Raw genomic sequence first — 16,400 nt, 5'->3', positions numbered from 1 at the left:
CCCGCTTCATCCACACTCCCCCGACGCGACGCCCTCCGCTCGTGTCGCCATACGGGACAACCGCGAGTCGTCCGACCCGGTCGATGCATGAGTCGGCCGGATGGCGCGAGATGGCGGCACGAGGCCGTTAGCGAAGCGTCGTTCGACTCTTGGATTGAACGACTTCCAGTCCTAGAAATGCGGATTCACCAAGAGTAAAGCCCCACCTGTTGCTTCCATATGAAGCATCAGGTGTATGTATCAGCTATTTCCGGCGGCTTCACCATTTTCGAGATCGCACAATGGGAGCCACCTACAACCAGTTCACACTAGAGAATGCGCCAACCGTTCAGCGGCGTCCACATAGTCGAGTGCGCCTGCCGGGCTGATCTGATCGCCTCCCACGTGCGCTACGACGTTCCGAATGCGACGAAGCCCATCCGCGCGACTCGTACGAGCTGGGGCGCGATTCCGATCTTCAGCAACTCGTCCGTCATCGCCAACGCGCTTGGTTTCAGATCGATGTAGCTAAATTCGCGAATAGTGAGATACATCAGGTTCTCAATCCGATTCCACGCCCTAAGTACTGCTTCTTTCGGGTTTGCGCCTGCAATATCGCGAAGGGTAATGAATTCGTCGGCGACCGGGCCGTCTAGCAGACTGTTTGCAACAGACGGTCGTTGCGTTGATGGCGTCAGGCCTTCGTGGATCTCACGCGCCAATTCACGCGCTAGGTGGTCGAGCGCACGAACGTGGGTGGATACCGCTTGAGTCGCAGGTTCTCGACGCACTGGTTGAGGTGCGGGGACCGGTTCTGGCTGCCATGGTGCGGCTGGCGCGTCGAGCTCAAGCATCTGATACAGCGTGCTGCGTAGTTCCTTGCCGGACTTTATGGCCGCTTCTGGCGTACGGATATTCGTTGTGGCAACCGATGAGCGTGTCGCCGAACGTTTGATGGCTGTCTCCACCTGTCGATGCAGGTCACCTGCTGGATCGAGTTGTTCGCTGGCCGCATGTCGGCCGGCGTTCACCTCGGCCGGGGCGATGTCGGTCGGTGCTTGGCTGGGGACTCGCAAGACTGGATGGCCGAGCGCGGCGGCGTAGGACGTGGCTGAGCCGTGGTCACCGATGACGACATCAGCGGCGACCAGCGTGGCTTGCTGGCCGCCGAGGGGTGGAATAAGGAGCAGCCCACGGTCAAGAGCGCCTCCCAGCCATCTCTCAACCTGGAACGGCCCGTGCCATTCCCACGTATTGGGGTGCGGCACCAAACAAACCTGGTATTCGTCGAATGGCAGCACGGCAAGGAGTCGCTGCACGAGGTCAAAGTGTTCAGCAAACAATGACGATGTTCCCCAGGTGGACGCCACCACCACCAGCTTCTGCATACTGCTAACACCGAGGGTGCGCCGATATGAGGCTCGTTGCGGTAGGCTCGCCACGAGCTGATCGAAGGACGGGTCGCCGTAGATCACTGCCTGGTCAGCGAGGCCTGGCGCCGCCTCTCGTAGACGATCACGGGCAGATTCGTCTGCAAGGACTATGCGGTAGCTGTCATCTAATTGCCGTGCTGCGATCTGCAACTCGAATCCGACGCTCGGAATGAGGAGCACTGGCCCGGCGGGACGATCTGTCCCTGTGGGACCTTCTGGCCACGGGAGGACACTTGTCGTGAGGATTAGGTCAAAGGAATGATACGAGACCTCAGACCACGAAGCGATTATGATGCCTAGCTGACCGAGCGCCTCGCGCAGACTTTGCGAAAACACTGAACTCTTGCTGACGGCGAACACCAGCCGTATTCGATGGTCTGCCTCCATGCACGATAGGAAGCTGCGCAAACGGTCGAAGGATGCAACATTTCCAACCACGACGAGAACGCTTCGTGCTGTCTGCATGGTGCGCCATCTGCGCTCGCTACGCGACACGAACGATGACTCCGTGGCCTTGCGGTCGCTCGTCAACTCGGCCTCGACGACTGTTCGCTTCGCGAGCCGCCGCACGCCGCAACGTCCCGCCCCACGACCGCACTAAGGCGGCAACCACCTCACGCCCGGGCAGCCGGTCACCCTTGAGTGCTGCGTACAGCGTTGAGCGGGGGATCCCTTCATCGGAGCTGATCTGGGCCACCGTCGGTGCGCCGTCGCCAGCACGGTCATGCAGCCCACGCAGATCCCGCGCGAACGCCGCAAGAGGTCCTGCCTCCGCCTGAAGTGGCCGAGCGCGACGAGTCACGACCACCGCCCTAGTCTCTCGCTTAGTCCTGTATAGTCTCGCACACGATCTCGTCGTGAGGATCGCGCAACAGCGCCGGCAACCGACCTCATGGGTTCAAGGAGCCATACATGTGACCAGCCCGTCCATGTCGAGATCGCTCCTCGTCATCATCGCCGTCCTCATCGGCCTCATCGTTGCCCTGATCGCCGGGATCCTCTCATCCAAGGGGCGCGAGCCCGGCCGCGGCCAGCATCCGGGGCGCTGTCGCCTTCGCCGGAACGGTCACCCTGATGCTGCTCATCCTGAACGCCCTCGGCGCCCTCTGAAGTCGTACAGCGCGTCGGCGGCTCCCGCGACGCCGGCTTTACACATCTGTCATCGGCGATCTGTGCACAGCAGTTAAGGCGAAAAGTCGATGGCCGCATCAGGACATGAACTGGTTCACTGGTGCGCCGACTGAGCGAGAGAGGTGATGACGGCGTGTCGGACAACGTTGGTCCGCCTGAGTCGTATCAGCACGACCCCGCACAGGTCCCGGCGCTGGCGAAGGTGGTTGACCGGGCGTGTGAGGGCGTCCTGTATCCGCATGAGGTTAGCGCCGCGATCAAACGTCTGGCAGCGGAGCTAGATCCGCCGCCTGACTCTGCCGGCGTAGCCGAACTGGAATGCGCGTTCTACTACCTGCTGAACCCCACCCCAGTGGGTTCAGCTCAACCCGGTGCCTCTCTGGCGCTAGCTGAAATTCCCCACTTTTGCTAGATCATTTTCCCCAGTTGGGTGTCGTCCGGCGTGGCGTTCGCGCTGGTCAGGATGGTTCTACTGACAGTGCGTAGTGACTGTGTTCGCTATGTGACTTGTTGGGGGCCTCGATGCTCAGCGTGGAGGAAGAGGTGGATGCGCACGCGCTTCGCCGGCAGGGTTGGTCGATCTCGGCGATTGCTCGTCATCTGGGCCGGGACAGGAAGACGATCCGCGCGTATTTGAGTGGCGCTCGGGAGCCTGGTAAGCGGGTCCGGTCCGAGCCGGTGGTGATCGCGGAGTTCGTGCCGTATTGCCGGCAGCGGCTGGTTGATGATCCGCATTTGTGGGCGTCGACGTTGTTCGACGAGGTCGTCGTCGCGTTGGGGTTCACTGGTTCGTATCCGTCGCTGACCGCGGCGATCCGCGACCTGGGGCTGCGTCCGCATTGCGAGGCGTGTGACCGGTCCAAGGGCCGTGACACCGCGGTGATCGCGCACCCGGCGGGCGCGGAGACGCAATGGGACTGGTTGGAACTTCCTGATCCACCATCGGCGTGGGGCCTGGGAAAGCACGCGCATCTACTGGTCGGCGCTCTCGCGCATTCCTCGCGGTGGCGCGGAGTTTTGGCTACCAGTGAGGATTTCCCGCATCTGGTCGAGGCGATGGACGCTGTCGTGGCGCGCCTGGGTGGGCTGACCAAGGTGTGGCGGTTCGACCGGATGTCCACCGTTTGCTATCCACCGACCGGTGCGGTACTGCCCAGTTTCGGTGAAGTGGCGAAACATTACGGAGTCACCGTCGTTATTTGCCCACCGAGGCGGGGAAACCGCAAAGGCGTTGTCGAAAAGGCGAATCATTCCGCCGCGCAACGATGGTGGCGAACATTACCGGACGAGACCACGCCGGCCCAGGCTCAGGCGTTGCTGGATCGACTCACCGCCCGGTTGGACACCCGCAAGCGGATGCTCGACGGGGCGCCGACCACGGTCGGCGCGCTGGCTGACGCTGAACCTTTGCGTCCCCCGCCGGGGGTGGTGTTCCCGGCCGAGCTGTCCGATGAGCGGACCGTGACCGCGCAAGGATTGGTGTCCTGGCGTGGAAACTCCTACTCGGTGCCGCCAGGCCTGACCGGTGCCAGGGTGCTGCTCACGCACCGGTTGGGCACCGAACTGGTGCGCATCGCCACCCCCCCCGGCGCGGTCGTGGCCGCGCACACGCGCGCCCCTGGACGGCGCGGGGGGGTGGTCCGAGACGACGGCCACGTGGCGGCCTTAGAGAAGAAGGTCCTGGCCGGGTTCACCGATAAGCCGCCCTGCAAACACAAAACCCGCCGACCACCGTCGGCCGCCGCGCTAGCCGAAGCTGATCGCCTACGCGGCCCATTCGACCCCTGACCCGGCATCGAAGGTGGTGATCGATTTCTCCGTTTACGTCAATGCCGCTGACCGGCTCGCGACCCGCGCCGGCCAGAAGAAAAAGGAAATTCCTGACCAGAGAAAGGAAACTCGATCGTGAGCACACTCAACGCGCCGCAGATGAGCGAAGCGCGCGCGCCGCTACCAGCAGCTCAAAGCCCACCTGTCCTACCTGAAACTGGCCGACGCGGCCGATGCGTTACCGCGGATCCTGGACGCCGCCCGCGCGGAAAAACTCTCGGTGACCGCCGCGCTGGAACGGCTGCTGGAGATCGAGGTCAACGCCACCGAAGCCCGCCGGCTGGCCTCCCGGCTCCGGTTCGCCTGCCTGCCCAATCCGCACACCCTGGCCGATTTCGACTTCTCCGCCCAACCCGGCGTCGACGAGCCTCTGGTCCGCGACCTTGCGACCTTACGGTTCGTTGACGACGCGGCCAACGCGCTGCTGGTAGGCCCTCCAGGGGTCGCAAGACCATGCTGGCCACCGCGTTGGCGCGCGCCGCCGCCGAAGCCGGTCACCGGGTCCACTTCACCACCGCCGCCGACCTCGCCGCCCGCTGCCACAAAGCAGCCCTGGAAGGGCGCTGGGCGACCTGCATGCGGTTCTTCGCCGGACCCCGACTCCTGGTCATCGACGAACTGGGCTATCTGCCGCTTCCCGGCGACGGCGCCAGCGCCCTTTTCCAAGTAATAAACCAAAGATACCTCAAATCCAGCACCATCCTGACCACCAACGTCGGAATCGCCGACTGGGCAACCGCCTTCGGTGACGCGACCGTCGCCGCGGCCATGCTCGACCGGCTGCTACACCGCGCCACCGTCATCGGAATCGACGGACCCAGCTACCGACTCCGCCACCACCACCACACCGCCGACACCCCCTCCGCAAGGCAGTCAACGCTCATGCTTCCTAACAACGACAACGAAACCCGAAGCTGCCCGATCTGCTGGACCAACTTCACACACCCAGCCGCAACCAATCCCACAAACACACCTACTGCTCCGGCCGCTGCCGCGCCGAAGCAGGCCGCCGCCGAACCCAAGAACCCACCCCCCCCACCACCCCCAGCGGCCGAACACGACACCTCTCGAACAATCACCCGACAATGCCCCCACTGCCGAGAAAAACATCATCATCGTCACCCTGCTCACCACACCCCACATCGCCCCCCCAGCTATGCCTGACCAGCCATAACTGCTAACCTCACCACCAACCCACCTGGGGAAAATGATCTAGCACCCGTGGGGATTTTCTTTTAGGGCGCGACGACACCGATCGATCTGCTGGACCGTATTGAGGTCGCCATGCTGACCATGGCCGACCAGGCACTCACCGGGAGCGACGACGGCCGGTACTGTGCCGTTGCGCTGCTGGATGTCTTGACGGCGCCGAGCCGTAAGGAGCCGGTGCACCCCCGAAAGTCGGTCAGCTTCTCGACGCGGCTGTAGACACGTTTATCCAGCCCGATGTCGTCGCCGATGTCGCCGCGGTCATTCGCCGGAGCGCCGCAGGTGATACGGCACGGGTCGACCGCGCCAACCGCGCCGAGGTGAATGCGCTCCTCGCCGAAGCCGGCAAAGTAGACGACGGGCTAGCCACGCACTACTACCTCAATCAAGCCGCGTCGACCGCCCGGCGTCTACACCTGGCGGACCTCGAAACGGAAGCAACCAGCCGCCTCCAAACCGCTGCACCGATCGAGTGGCGGACAGTCAGCACTGAAACCCACCTGCCGGCCGCAGTCGTAAATGAATACATGCGCCCATTCCGGAAGGCGCCCACCTGGCAAGAGGCGGTAGCTGCGTGGTGTAACACGCCCGTACCGAGCGGGCGCGCCTCCGCCAACACGACCACCGCTAAACACATCCTCAACCGGTCAGTCTTCCGCAGCCTCGTCAGCACGGTGATCGTCGGGGCAAGCGATTTGCCGCAGCGGGTCACCACTGGCGAAGACGCCGCCTTTGAGCAGCAACTTGCTCTTGTGGAACGGCTGAACTTCGGCGCCAACTCGTTCCTTCTCGCCGGCGCGCTGGATCTGATCAGGTTCCGGTTCGGTATTCCACCCCGAGCAGACTTGGAAAGCCTCATCGCCGCGTCGGGAACACATCCCACCCATACGCGGCTGTTCGCTGCAGCGCTGTACCTGTATTGGGTGGACGAATTCGATGCCTGCGTCCACCTTGCTGTTCCCCGCGTTGAAGCAGCCGCACGTGCGCTCCTGCTCGAACTCAACGAACCTGTCTATCGAGCGTCGTCAGTCGGAACTAAGATCGGACAATTCCCTGGACTCGGGGAGCTGCTCCCACACCTTCTCGATGGCGGTCTCGACCCGGACTGGGAACGATTCCTCCGCACATTCCTGCTCTCCGACGGCGCCAACCTCCGCAACCTCGTCGCCCACGGATTCGCCACCAACACCGACCGCATGATCGCTGCGCTCGCCCTTCGCGCCTGCGCCATACTGATCCTCATCACCGCAGCCGACACCGCCCAACGCGACGCCGACGCAGTCAAAGCCGCAATCGCCCGCCCTATTCGACCGCCGATTCGTCGGCGCTGGTGGCAGCGTCTCGCCTCGGCGACCCGCGCCGCGTATCTCGAACTGCGATGATGAAGTGCCGGACAGCCACAATGGGGACTGAACGATGCTGAGTATCTGCGAAGAGATTGTCGGGGATCTAGTTGCGCATGTCACCCCCGACCTTACACGTGTTGTTCATTATGGGCGTCGCGGGAAGTAGCGGAGCGGAGTGAAGGTCATGGCGTACGACGATCTGTTGTTTGCTAAGGGGGAACTGGGTGCGTGGCTAGGACGGCGTCTCCGCGACGCTCTGGCCGAGGTCGCCGGGACGAACGCGGACGAAATTCTTGCACGACCGCATGAGCAGATTTCCGACGAGATCATTGAACGCTATCTCGTTCCGGACCTCTGTCTGGATCAGGCTGGCATAACCGGTAGCGTGACCGATCAGCGTGTCGACGTGTCGCACGACGTGATGCGCGCAGTGTCTGACCGGTCTAGTCCCACCTACATTGCGGGAAGTCGGATTATGTTCAGGGTACCGTTCACTGGTATCCCTGAGATTTTCTCGCTGAAGGCCAGCACATTTTCGTTCAATCCACCCCGGGCAACAGTCTTGGATGGATACGTCAGTGTCTTCCGCGATATCCCGGCCGATGTTCTTGAGAGTGACCGCGACCGTGTCGTCGCTGCCCTCCGAGACGAAGTCGCCAAGATCGATACCTATCTCGATTACAGCCGTCGCGACATCGCTATCGCCAATACCCGACTGCAGGTCCAGGTGCGCCAAGCCGCGGAGGGCCGCCGCGCGAAGATCCTTGCAGACCGGGACACAGAGGCCATCCTCGGAGTTCCGCTGCATCGAGACAAGGAAGCTGCTAAGACCTATCGAGTACAACCTGTCGTCCGAAGACGGGTGGCCCCAGTCAGGCAAGTGCGCCCGCAGGAGGGGTTCGCGCCAGAGCCGGCGATCACCGATGAGGATTTCTCGAATATCGTCACAGACATTGTCTCAACGACGCGCATGTTCGAACGGCTCGCCGTCACCTACGCTGATCTACGCGAAGAACGCCTACGTGATCCAATCCTGACAGCGTTGCACGCCATTTACGGTGGAGCTACAGGCGAGACGTTCAGCAAGCGCGGCAAGACCGACATCTACCTGCCCTGGGGCGACGATGGGCCTGTGTTCCTTGCCGAGTGCAAGTGGTGGACCGGACCGAAAGCTTCGCCGAACACGACCTGCCGCAAACTACTGGATCGCTACATCGTCTGGCGCGATACACACACCGCCATGGTGCTGTTCATCCGCAATAAAAACGCCACCGCAATCATCGCCGAAGCCGAAGCGATCATTCGTGCCCATCCCCGCTACCTGCGTGACATGAACTCCATCCAAGGTAGCCCCGCGTTTGTGCTCCACAAAGACGGCGACCGCGACCGCGAAATCACACTCGAATTAATCACCGCAGTCATCCAACGATAAGGGCCGCCAAACAGGTCTACCCGAGACTGGCGAAGCGGTCAATACGTCACGAGAAGAGCCAGTCGATTTGAGCGCGACGCAATAGGCCGGCAGACGTGTCCGTCGCTTGCTCAAACCATCGCTATCGTGCGGGAAATCGCCCTCCGAACAAGAGGTCGAGATAATAAAAAAACGCATCGTCAGTTTTGTCGGCTCGATACGCGTCGAGCGCTTTCCTCGCGCGACTGGCAGCCGTATTGACCTTTGAAAGCGCATCGACCTTGCGGTATTCAGACGAGCACGGATGAAAACGTTCCGTACGTCCCTTGGGGTCGTTCATCGCGGCCATACTGTTGCGCTGAAGAGCCTCAAGTAGGAGACATGCATCCCACACGGCGACGAATCCGTCCTGGCTGGCCATATACTGAGCCGCGCGCATTTCTAAATAGAACGACGAGACCGGGACGTTGCAGTAGTACTTCCAGGCTTTGACTAGCCGCGCTAACTTTTTCGCTCCGTCTTCAACGCCCTTTTTCTTATTGCACTCGTTTACGTAGTCAAGGTGCGCGGTGGGCGCTGACTCCATCCAACCAGCCGCTGGACCGGGGATGTCATACAGAACCGATGGATCGGATGATTTAAGGAATCCAGGTATAACTTCCCACGTTTCCGCCCCGCCGGCGAACTCGACGACGACCGCCGGGCGACTGACCTTCACAGTGGTCGTCGGGAACGATGCCGAGAGTGCAGATTTAACCCAGGTCAGAGCGGTATCTGATGACCCGGGTTTGCCGTTACCTATACTGACAAGAACATCGACATCGCTATGATTGCGAACCCCTGTACCGTGATGGAACGATCCCGTCTCACGCATTACAAGTACCGACAGAGTTTTCTTCAGCGAGGTCTCCACGCGAGACCTGTGCGCAGCTGCCGCCGACCGCTGCGATGCAAGAGGCGTTAGCCGTTCAAGGAACACATCGAAGCCCTGCGCCACAGTCTTAGCCATGTCTACGCTCCCACCTCAGGTGAATCTATTCCATACGTCTGACCGCCGCTGCCGATGCTCTTTTGCGCGCGCCGACGCGCCCCCATTGTTCGGAGGTTCAGCGGTCTTGTTCTGCTCATCACGTCGGGCGGTAATTTCAGCCAGAGTGTTCCGCGCGTCGTCAAGATCGGAAGAATGTAGATCGAGCAGCCGAGCTTGACGCGCCGCGGTCTGGATTGCCAGATATGCGTTAGCAGCGGCCGCCGCCTGATTTGTGCGATGGCTTGCGTTGATCGTTCAGGATGGCGCCAAATGCTGCCGCAGCCAGGGCGAGAAGACCCGCCCACAATCGTCCGGTTGTCGACGCGAGTGCTGTTGCCCCAGACACGGCCGCAAGCACACTGGCTGGCAAACCCAACATGAGGTTGACGCCCCGCCACTGCTTGGCTACTTCGAACTGGTTCTGGGCGCTATACATCGCGCTCTCTTCCAAGCGCTGGAACTCCTCATCCAGCGCCCGGCGTCGTTCCGCGTCTTCCATCGCCCAACGTTACCGCCATGTAGCCGGGCGTCTCCGCCACTCACCCGAAGAGGCACCTTCTTCTGTACGTCCAGAGGCCACAGCGTCCTCCACAGGCTGCGGAGTCGGCGCCATGACCGACAGCTCTGACAACGCCGCTAGTTCCGCGCGAGCGCCGTCTACAGGGCCGGTCCAGATCCGTAGGCATCCGTAGGCGGCGATCCCCATCGAGCCACCACTGTGTGTGAGCCAGGCTCATCTGCCGAGCGCCCGTCGTCGCACGCTGCGCTCGCGGAGGATCCTCTTGACACTGCTCTTGCTGATGTCGAACCGCTTGGCAAGCTCAACAGCTGTCACACCCGACCGGTAGGACGCGATCAGCGTAGACACCGCCGCTTCGTCCAGTCGATCGCTGATCCGCCACACCCGCGGAGCGCAATCCGACCGGACACTTCGCCTCAACGCGGCCCACCGCTCCTCAGAGCGTAGAAGGTCCATGGCGTTGACCAGCGAAGACACCAGGTCCAATCGTTTCGAGTAAGCACTCAGAAGGTCCACCCATCACCGCAGGTCAAGGCCGGTTTTCCGAGCCGTCGTATGGCCTGCGGAGCCACCACGGCCAGGGTCCACCCAGGGGAATCGCCCGGCTCGTAGAACGCTTCGAAAACCTCAGCGCCCTTGTCCGCTCCCCGTCCGCCCGCCGTGGAACCGCGCCGTTTCGTTGCGACCGGCACCACGGATCAACCGCGCCCGCGACTCGCTGACCAGGTGCCGACGACTCGGAACGTGATGTATCGAAGGCGTGGATCGCCGAAGAATGCCTTGACCAGGCTTGGCCAGCACCGAGTCTGGCCTGTCGGCGCCCAGTGGTGCCGCTGTGAAAGTCCGACCGAATCGGCGCCTCGTCGCCGAAGTGCACCACAGAACCGCTTCTTCGCGAAGCCTCGTTAGAACGGTGGTGGGTATTCGTCGTTTGGGTGTCACGTCGTACGTTCGTCCTCCACCATCGCATGCGCATGATGATGCCGGGCGAGGACGAAGCGCCCGCGCACCGCAGTTTCCTGCAACTGTTCTCCATGGTGTGGCAGTACGACCGCTGGGAGGTCGCCGCGCTGCTGAACTCGCGCCTGATCCCGCTGGAAACCGCGATGGCACTGGAGTCACTGGCCGCCGCCGGATAACGCGGCGGCGATCGGCTCCAGGCCTGCGACCAGCTCGTCGAGCTCGTCCGTGCTGAGGACGTCGTACGGCGGCGCCGCCAGCTCGTCGGTGAGGGCCTCGATCCGCTCCTTGATCTCGCGGCCGGCGTCGGTGAACCCGCGGCGGCATCCACCAGGCCGCGGCGGCGCAGTCCGTCGACGACAGCGGCCAACTGCGCCTTGGGCAGATGGTGGATCCGGCCGAACTCCTGCGCCCTCATTCCAAGTGAGAGAGCGAGCAGGACATGCGCCTCGGTGCCGCCGATGCCGTGGGCGACGAGGGCGATGTTGTGGCCGTCCCCGCGGTGTTCCCGCAGCAGCGTCGCCGCGTGCCAGAGCCTCGCGACCGGCTCCGCGGGCACGTCGAGCGCCCGGAGCCCGGCGTACAGCACTCTGCCCTCGGTCGGCGCGCTGACCGCTGCTCGGGTGGCGAGATCGGCGACTCGCAGCAGACCGGAGGAGTCAGCGAGCTCCCCTATTCGCTGCCGCAGCGCGGTGGCGCTGCCCCGTTCGCGTACGGCAATCGCCTCCTGCGGGGTGATCTTCCCCCAGACCCACGGGATGTGGCGCGCCACCTCGCCGTCGGCAAAGTTGTAGAAGACCGCGTGCACCACCTCGGCCGGTGCCAGCCCCAGCGGCGCGGCTCGGCCGGCGAAGTATCCGTCCCAGTAGTTGCGCATGCCCAGCGCCATAAACGCCTCGTCCGGCACCGTGGAGAAGGTGATGGTGCCGATCGGCTCGACGAGCTCGAACATGCGGTGAACCTTGGCCTGTGGGTGCGACATCGGCCGGCCTCCTGTGGTTGTGACGGCGCCCTCCTGGGCGGCCGCTCACTTTAGCTACGAACAACGCTGCCCGGATTCGACAACCCCCGGTCGACTATCACTGGCAGCGAGCCGGAATCCAGTGTTTCCGCTCGTACTGTCCAGCGTGTTCGCGGTACGGGCGGCGACCCGACAACGGTTTGCAATCACCCCACGGATAGCGCTGCTGGACGAGCCCGCCGCGGGCCGCGTACTCCCATTCCGTCTCGTCCGGCAGCCGTCCGCCGGCCCATTGGCAGCAAGCGACGGGAGCGCGACGCCTTGACGACGGGAGAAGCCGCTCGATACTGTCGATCGATCGATCGATCGATTGGGCAGCTGAGAGGCGGCGAGGGTGAGCGGTACGGGGCAGCGGGCCGTCGAGGTCGAGTGGGTCGGCGAGATCGGGGTGATCTGGCTGAACCGGCCGGCGGCGCTCAACGCTGTCAACGGCGCGCTCATCGAGGGCCTGGTAGACGCGCTGCGTACGATCCGGGAGCGGCCAGCAGCCGCGGTTGTCCTCGCCGGCCGTGGCCGCTCGTTCTGTGCCGGGCACGATCTGAAAGCGCCGCCGGTCCCACCCGACGAGCTGGCTTCCCGGCTGGTCCGGCTGCAGGAGATCACCCGGCTGATCCGGCTGCTTCCGGTGCCGGTGGTCGCTGCCGTCCAGGGGTACGCGGTGGGCGCCGGAGCGGAGTTCGCGCTCGGCTGCGACCTGGTACTGGCCGCCGACGACGCCGTTTTTCCGGTTCCCCGAGGTCGAGTTGGGGCTCAGTGTCACCGGTGGCGCCACCCGCCTGCTGGCGCTGCTGGTCGGGCCGCTGAAGGCCAAGGAGCTGCTCCTGCTCGGCGAGCCTGTCACCGCCGCACAGGCCGTCGGCCTCGGCCTGGTCAACCGGACCGTACCAGCCCACGAGCTGCTCGACGCCGCCTTGGCGTGGGCCGGAAAACTCGCCATGCTGCCCCGACTTTCGCTGGCCCTGGCCAAAAAGGCGCTCGACGCCGGCATCGACAGCACCGTCGAGGCGGCCCTGGAGCAGGAGATCTCCGACGCGCTGGAAAGCCAGCGACATGGGTGAGCCGATCGACACCCTCCCCGCGCTGGTACGTCGGGCCGCGCACCGCTGGCCGGACCGCATCGCCTGGGAATTCCCGGAAACCGGCGACCGGCTGAGCTTCGCCGACATCGAGGTGAGCACCGCCGCGTACGCGCGACAGCTCGCCGCACTCGGCGTCGGACCCGGCGACCGGGTCGCGGTGATGCTCGGCAACCGGCCGGAGTTCGCGCTCAGCTGGCTCGCGCTGGGCCGGCTCGGCGCCGCAATGGTGCCCGTCAACACGGGCTACCGGCGGCACGACGCCACTGGCATTCTGGCTCATTCGCAGGTGCGACTGGCAATTACCGAAAAAGCCCACCTCGACCTGCTGGCAACGATCCAGCCTGATACGACACTGGAAAAAATCGTCGACTGTGCGGACCTTTCCCTGACGACGAAAGAAAATTCGGCCGAGCCGGCCGTCGTGGCCGAGACCGTGGCGAACATTCAGTACACCTCCGGTACGACCGGCGCACCCAAGGGATGCGTCCTTCCGCAGCGATATTGGACGACATTGGCCGCCAGTTTGGTCGAGCACTCACCAAAAATCACCGCGGACGACATCATTTTGACGGCTCAGCCGTTCCACTACATCGATCCACAGTGGAATGTCGCGTTGAGCCTGCTGTCCGGATGCAAACTGGTGGTCCTGGACCGCTTCCATCCGCGTACGTTCTGGGCCGACATTGAGCGCCACCGGGTCACCTGGTTCTACTGCCTGGGCCTGATGCCCAAGCTGCTGCTGGAAATGCCGCCGGCGCGGCACGATCGAAAGCATGTCGTACGAACCGTCTGCGCATCGGCGATTCCCACCGCGATCCACCGCGCCTTGGAGGAACGCTTCGGCGTGCCGTGGGTGGAAGCCTTCGGCATGACCGAAACCGGCGCCGACCTGCGGGTGTTCGACGACGATCACGACCACGCGGTGGGGACGACCTGCCTCGGCCGACCGGTGCCTGGCAAGGAGGCCATGGTCGTGGACGACGCCGACAATCCCGTGCCGCGGGGAGTCACCGGCGAGCTGGTCCTGCGGGGAGCCGGCATGATGCACGGCTATTTCCGGGACCAGGAAGCCACCGCGAAAGCGTTTCGCGGCGGCTGGTTCCATACCGGTGATCTGGTGAGCATGGACACCGCCGGCCGGGTCTACTACGCCGGGCGGACCAAGGACATGATCCGCCGGAGCGGGGAAAACATCGCCGCGCTCGAGGTCGAGACCGTGCTGGCGCAACACGCTGGCGTGCGGGTCGCGGCGGTCGTACCGGAACCGGACGACCTGCGCGGCGAAGAGGTGTACGCGGTCGTCCAGCTCCACGACGGTGTCACCCACTCCCCCGAGGAACTGACCCGGTTCTGCGCTGACCGGCTGGCCGCCTTCAAGGTGCCGCGGTATTGGGCGTACGTCGACCAAATGCCACTGACCCCGTCCGAACGCGTCGCCAAGAAGACGCTGCGAGAAACCTTGCGAAGCACCCGCCGGTACGACCGCGCACGCGACGAATGGGTTACGCCGTAACGATTAGCGGGTAGTGGCACGCGACCTCATGATCGCTGGCCAGCGGGGTCAACAGCGGCTCCTCCGTACGGCATCGGCCGGTCGCGAGGGGGGGGCAGCGCGGATGGAAACGGCAGCCGGCCGGCGGGTCGATCGGGCTCGGCACCTCGCCGGTCAACGCCGTTCGCTCGGTCCGGTGGGCGGTCGGATCGGATCGGCACCGGTACGGCGCTCAGCAACGCCTTCGTGTACGGATGCGCCGGAGCCTGGAAGATCCGGCCGGCCGGCGCGGTTTCCACCACCCGGCCCAAATACATCACCGCGACCCGGTCACTGGTATGCCGTACGACGCCGAGGTCGTGGGCGATGAAGACGTACGTCAGGCCGAACCGCTCCTTGAGATCGTCGAGCAGATTGAGAATCTGCGCCTGAATCGACACGTCCAACGCGGACACCGGCTCGTCCGCGACCACCAGCCGGGGCCGCAACGCCAACGCACGCGCGATGCCGACACGCTGGCGTTGCCCGCCGGAGAGTTCGTGCGGAAACCGCTCGGCGTACGCCGCGTCCAGCCCGACCGTACGCAGCAGCTCGGCGATGCCGTCCTTCGTTGGTTTTTTTTTTCCGGTGTACGCGCAACGGTTCGGCGAGGGTCGCGCCAATGCGGCGGCGCGGATTCAGGCTGGCGTACGGATCCTGGAAAACCAGCTGAAGATCACGCCGTACCGGCACCAAACGGCGATGGCCGGCCGAGGTGATGTCCTGGCCGTCGAACTCGATCCGTCCGCTCGACGGCTCCACCAGCCGGGTGAGGCAGCGGGCCAGCGTCGACTTTCCGCAGCCGGACTCACCAACGATGCCCAGCGTCTCGCCACGCCGTACGCGCAACGACACCCGGTCGACCGCGGTCAGTCGCCGTCGGCGGCGAAATCCCGGTCCGGGGGAAACCATTTGGACACCGTGTCGACGGTCATCAGCGTCTCATCGGACATCTCAACTCCCCTCCGCGCCAGGCAGCAGGCACGCGCTTCGGTGACCGGCACCCGGTTCGGGCACCAGCGCGGGAACTTCGGTACGACAGCGGTCGAAAACCTGGCCGCACCGGGTCGCGAACGCACATCCGGTCCGCGGTTTTCCGGGCGCCGGCGGCGAACCCGGGATCGATCGACGTCAGCCGATGCGGTCGCGGCCGGTCCGTCGTACGCGGCACCGATGCCAGCAACCCGACCGTGTACGGATGCCGGGGATCGGTGAAAAGTTCCGCCGCCGGCGCCTGTTCCACCAGCCGGCCGCCGTACATCACCTGCACCCGGTCGGCATAACCAGCCATCACCCCAAGGTCGTGGCTGATCAGCATGACCGACGTACCAGTTTCGGTCCGCAGCCTCGCGATCATGTCCAGAATCTGCGCCTGTACGGTCACATCCAGCGCCGTTGTCGGCTCATCCGCGACCAGGATGTCCGGCTGGCAGGACAGTGCCATCGCGATCATCACCCGCTGCCGCATACCGCCGGAGAACCGGTGCGGATAGTCGCGGGCCCGCAGCCTCGGCTCCGCGATTCCCACCATCGCCAGCAATTCCACCGCGCGTTGGCGTGCCGCGCGCGCCGGCACGCGTTCGTGTTGGCGGGCGGATCTCGGCGATCTGGAATCCGATCCGGTGCACCGGGTTCAGGAGGTCATCGGATCCTGGAAGACCATCGCGATCCGTTTGCCGCGAACCCTCCGCAGTTGTTTTGGTGGCAGCGCGAGCAAATCCTCGCCGTCCAAGAGCGCCTGGCCGCCGACGACCACGTTCGGGTCGCGAATCAGGCCCATGACGGCCAGCATCGTCTGCGTCTTTCCTGACCCGGATTCCCCTACCATGCCAAGGATCTCGCCGGCGCCAATGCTGAACGACACCCCGTCGACGACCCGTACGACCCCGTTCGCCGTCCGGAAGTCGATGGTGAGGTCCC

The 16,400-nt window shown here is 64.1% G+C and carries 13 protein-coding genes and 7 pseudogenes; 9 read left to right on the top strand and 11 right to left on the bottom strand.

Translation table 11 applies throughout. The features are described from left to right. Nucleotides 1–389: 389 nt before the first annotated feature. Nucleotides 390–1,982, bottom strand: a complete 1,593-nt coding sequence (locus GNX96_RS02975; RefSeq protein ID WP_163566925.1) for a hypothetical protein — start codon at nucleotides 1,980–1,982, stop codon at nucleotides 390–392. 1,083 nt (nucleotides 1,983–3,065) lie between these two features. Here GNX96_RS02975 and GNX96_RS02970 point away from each other — a divergent pair. From GNX96_RS02970 to GNX96_RS02955, 5 genes and pseudogenes are all read left to right on the top strand, one after another. Next, nucleotides 3,066–4,331 (top strand): Mu transposase domain-containing protein, encoded by a 1,266-nt coding sequence (locus GNX96_RS02970; protein WP_163566924.1) that lies wholly within the window; start codon nucleotides 3,066–3,068, stop codon nucleotides 4,329–4,331. Between the two features lie 154 nt (nucleotides 4,332–4,485). After that, nucleotides 4,486–5,252, top strand: a pseudogene (gene istB / locus GNX96_RS02965) (IS21-like element helper ATPase IstB); the annotation flags it as partial. 405 nt (nucleotides 5,253–5,657) lie between these two features. Continuing rightward, nucleotides 5,658–5,801 carry a hypothetical protein gene (locus GNX96_RS48345; RefSeq protein WP_279579202.1) on the top strand — a complete coding sequence of 48 codons (144 nt, stop codon included), beginning with the start codon at nucleotides 5,658–5,660 and terminating at the stop codon, nucleotides 5,799–5,801. Nucleotides 5,802–5,902: 101 nt separating this feature from the next. Then, complete coding sequence (locus tag GNX96_RS02960; protein ID WP_279579201.1) at nucleotides 5,903–6,964, top strand: hypothetical protein; 1,062 nt, start codon at nucleotides 5,903–5,905, stop codon at nucleotides 6,962–6,964. A 148-nt stretch (nucleotides 6,965–7,112) separates the two neighbouring features. Further along, nucleotides 7,113–8,360, top strand: coding sequence for a hypothetical protein (locus tag GNX96_RS02955; protein ID WP_163566923.1), 1,248 nt, complete (start codon nucleotides 7,113–7,115; stop codon nucleotides 8,358–8,360). 121 nt (nucleotides 8,361–8,481) lie between these two features. Here GNX96_RS02955 and GNX96_RS02950 read toward each other — a convergent pair whose 3' ends face one another. From GNX96_RS02950 to GNX96_RS62315, 3 genes are all read right to left on the bottom strand, one after another. Then, the gene (locus GNX96_RS02950) at nucleotides 8,482–9,348 is read right to left on the bottom strand and encodes an SMODS domain-containing nucleotidyltransferase (protein ID WP_279579200.1); all 867 of its coding nucleotides are present in this window, start codon (nucleotides 9,346–9,348) and stop codon (nucleotides 8,482–8,484) included. 229 nt (nucleotides 9,349–9,577) lie between these two features. Beyond that, the gene (locus GNX96_RS48340; protein ID WP_279579199.1) at nucleotides 9,578–9,868 is read right to left on the bottom strand and encodes a hypothetical protein; all 291 of its coding nucleotides are present in this window, start codon (nucleotides 9,866–9,868) and stop codon (nucleotides 9,578–9,580) included. 234 nt (nucleotides 9,869–10,102) lie between these two features. Further along, entirely contained in the window at nucleotides 10,103–10,345 is a 243-nt protein-coding gene (locus GNX96_RS62315) for a helix-turn-helix domain-containing protein (RefSeq protein WP_390623907.1), read from the bottom strand. Nucleotides 10,346–10,869: 524 nt separating this feature from the next. On the opposite strand from GNX96_RS62315, the gene GNX96_RS62310 reads away from it, so the two are divergent. Further along, nucleotides 10,870–11,028 carry a hypothetical protein gene (locus GNX96_RS62310; protein WP_390623892.1) on the top strand — a complete coding sequence of 53 codons (159 nt, stop codon included), beginning with the start codon at nucleotides 10,870–10,872 and terminating at the stop codon, nucleotides 11,026–11,028. Here the strand turns inward: GNX96_RS62310 and GNX96_RS62305 are convergent. Next, nucleotides 11,008–11,801: pseudogene (locus GNX96_RS62305) on the bottom strand (SCO6745 family protein). The gene GNX96_RS62310 and the pseudogene GNX96_RS62305 overlap by 21 nt on opposite strands. A 214-nt stretch (nucleotides 11,802–12,015) precedes the next feature. Beyond that, nucleotides 12,016–12,117, bottom strand: a pseudogene (locus GNX96_RS67035) (SUMF1/EgtB/PvdO family nonheme iron enzyme); the annotation flags it as partial. A gap of 87 nt (nucleotides 12,118–12,204) precedes the next feature. Between GNX96_RS67035 and GNX96_RS60800 the strand changes: the two are divergent. From GNX96_RS60800 to GNX96_RS02920, 3 genes and pseudogenes are all read left to right on the top strand, one after another. Continuing rightward, a pseudogene (locus tag GNX96_RS60800) lies at nucleotides 12,205–12,561 on the top strand (enoyl-CoA hydratase/isomerase family protein); the annotation flags it as partial. 52 nt (nucleotides 12,562–12,613) lie between these two features. Beyond that, entirely contained in the window at nucleotides 12,614–12,928 is a 315-nt protein-coding gene (locus GNX96_RS48325; RefSeq protein ID WP_279579197.1) for an enoyl-CoA hydratase/isomerase family protein, read from the top strand. Continuing rightward, the gene (locus GNX96_RS02920; protein WP_163566920.1) at nucleotides 12,921–14,462 is read left to right on the top strand and encodes an AMP-binding protein; all 1,542 of its coding nucleotides are present in this window, start codon (nucleotides 12,921–12,923) and stop codon (nucleotides 14,460–14,462) included. Before GNX96_RS48325 ends, GNX96_RS02920 begins: the two co-directional genes overlap by 8 nt. Here GNX96_RS02920 and GNX96_RS62295 read toward each other — a convergent pair. From GNX96_RS62295 to GNX96_RS67025, 5 genes and pseudogenes are all read right to left on the bottom strand, one after another. Continuing rightward, nucleotides 14,452–14,607 (bottom strand): oligopeptide/dipeptide ABC transporter ATP-binding protein, encoded by a 156-nt coding sequence (locus tag GNX96_RS62295; protein WP_390623905.1) that lies wholly within the window; start codon nucleotides 14,605–14,607, stop codon nucleotides 14,452–14,454. The genes GNX96_RS02920 and GNX96_RS62295 overlap by 11 nt on opposite strands. A gap of 91 nt (nucleotides 14,608–14,698) precedes the next feature. Continuing rightward, a pseudogene (locus GNX96_RS62290) lies at nucleotides 14,699–15,103 on the bottom strand (ATP-binding cassette domain-containing protein); the annotation flags it as partial. Nucleotides 15,104–15,119: 16 nt separating this feature from the next. Next, nucleotides 15,120–15,392, bottom strand: a pseudogene (locus tag GNX96_RS62285) (ATP-binding cassette domain-containing protein); the annotation flags it as partial. Between the two features lie 22 nt (nucleotides 15,393–15,414). After that, nucleotides 15,415–15,741 (bottom strand): ABC transporter ATP-binding protein, encoded by a 327-nt coding sequence (locus tag GNX96_RS67030; RefSeq protein WP_452124460.1) that lies wholly within the window; start codon nucleotides 15,739–15,741, stop codon nucleotides 15,415–15,417. Between the two features lie 192 nt (nucleotides 15,742–15,933). After that, nucleotides 15,934–16,308 (bottom strand): annotated as a pseudogene (locus GNX96_RS67025) (ATP-binding cassette domain-containing protein); the annotation flags it as partial. Nucleotides 16,309–16,400: the final 92 nt, after the last annotated feature.

This window comes from Fodinicola feengrottensis, from assembly GCF_010993775.1.
GTDB lineage: Bacteria > Actinomycetota > Actinomycetes > Mycobacteriales > HKI-0501 > Fodinicola > Fodinicola feengrottensis.
The sequence above is the reverse complement of the archived record's forward strand: the minus strand, read 5'-3'. Positions and strand labels throughout refer to the sequence as shown.